The sequence below is a fragment of the Flavobacterium sp. UBA5153 genome (genome assembly GCA_002413745.1).
Taxonomy (GTDB): Bacteria; Bacteroidota; Bacteroidia; order Flavobacteriales; family Flavobacteriaceae; genus Flavobacterium.
The window spans coordinates 4,968-6,084 of the sequence record DHXP01000047.1 but is presented as its reverse complement, the minus strand read 5'-3'; the positions used below and the strand labels follow the sequence as shown (position 1 = coordinate 6,084).

Here is a 1,117-nt window from a genome sequence, read left to right as displayed (position 1 = left end):
TGGGCAATCGGGTTCTTTGCCTATAGTGCAGGATCAATAATCCACATCCTTCTTGTTTTCGCAATTATCGCGATACTATTAAGACTTATTCAAGGAAAAAAAATATAAATAAATTAAACAATAAAAAAAAAAATCATGAAAACTGATAAATTAATATTAGGCGTTTTAGGCGGTGTTGCCGCTGGTGCATTGATGGGGATTTTATTCGCACCTGAAAAGGGATCAAAAACCAGAAGAAAAATTGCAAGAAAAGGCAATGACAGTGTTGATGTTTTTAAAGACAAATTGGATTCATTGATTGATAACGTGTCAAAAAAATATGATTCCATTTGGCAATCTGAAAAAGATTTAATTGCTGAAGGAAAAGCAAAATTAAATTCAATAAAAAAAGAAATCAAAAGTCAAGAGCTTTAAAATTAATTCTATTTATTGTTCTAAAGTTTCAAAACTTTTAAACATAAAATTATATACAATTCAAGTAACAACAATGGAAATTCTCTCCGAAAAAGGAAAAAATTCTAATGAGTCAAATTCAAAATTAGTAACCCTAAGTTTGAAAGACAAAATAGCCGATGTTTTATCATCTTTTATGTCAGAATTGACGATTTCTATTGTTGTTACTATATTCACTTTGCTCATAAAAATCGAAGGATTAAAATGTCTCTCGGGTTTTTGCTATCATAATAAATCGAAAAAAAGATACTATGAAACCGGTAAATGAAATTGATATCTTAAAGGAATCTATCGTTTTGATGGAAAACAAACTCGCGGTAAAATTAATGAAAGCCAATAGAGAACTTGATTCTAAAAACGTAGAAATAGAAAAAAGTGCTGCAGAGCTGATTCTCGCAAACAAAGAACTCACCTTCCAATATAAAGAAAGGGGAAGTCTCACTGCTGAGCTAATTATTGCAAATAAAGAATTAGCATATCAATATGGAGAAAGAGAAAAACGTGAAGCTGAGTTAGTCATCGCTAATAAAGAACTTGTCTTTCAAAATGAAGAAAATAAAAAAAATGCTGTAGAATTAATCATTGCTAAAAGGGAAATTGCCTTCAATAAGCTTGAAAAAGATATACGAGCATCCGAACTTATTATTGCCAACAAAAAATTAAT

The 1,117-nt window shown here is 29.8% G+C and carries 3 protein-coding genes and 1 pseudogene; all 4 read left to right on the top strand.

Features of this window, described 5'->3' with window-relative positions; translation table 11 throughout:
• The first annotated feature begins 6 nt into the window (after positions 1–6).
• Complete coding sequence (locus B2145_RS09600) at positions 7–108, top strand: lmo0937 family membrane protein (RefSeq protein WP_349677709.1); 102 nt, start codon at positions 7–9, stop codon at positions 106–108.
• A 27-nt stretch (positions 109–135) separates the two neighbouring features.
• Positions 136–414, top strand: coding sequence for a YtxH domain-containing protein (locus tag B2145_RS09595; RefSeq protein ID WP_291101543.1), 279 nt, complete (start codon positions 136–138; stop codon positions 412–414).
• A 73-nt stretch (positions 415–487) separates the two neighbouring features.
• Positions 488–721, top strand: a complete 234-nt coding sequence (locus B2145_RS09590) for a hypothetical protein (RefSeq protein WP_291101541.1) — start codon at positions 488–490, stop codon at positions 719–721.
• A pseudogene (locus B2145_RS09585) lies at positions 705–1,117 on the top strand (diguanylate cyclase); the annotation flags it as partial. The gene B2145_RS09590 and the pseudogene B2145_RS09585, both read left to right, overlap by 17 nt.

Excerpts from the sequence above, each read along its gene's own strand:
- B2145_RS09595 (WP_291101543.1), top strand. The coding sequence starts at position 136 with ATGAAAACTGATAAATTAATATTAGGCGTTTTAGGCGGTGTTGCCGCT.
- B2145_RS09590 (WP_291101541.1), top strand. The coding sequence starts at position 488 with ATGGAAATTCTCTCCGAAAAAGGAAAAAATTCTAATGAGTCAAATTCA.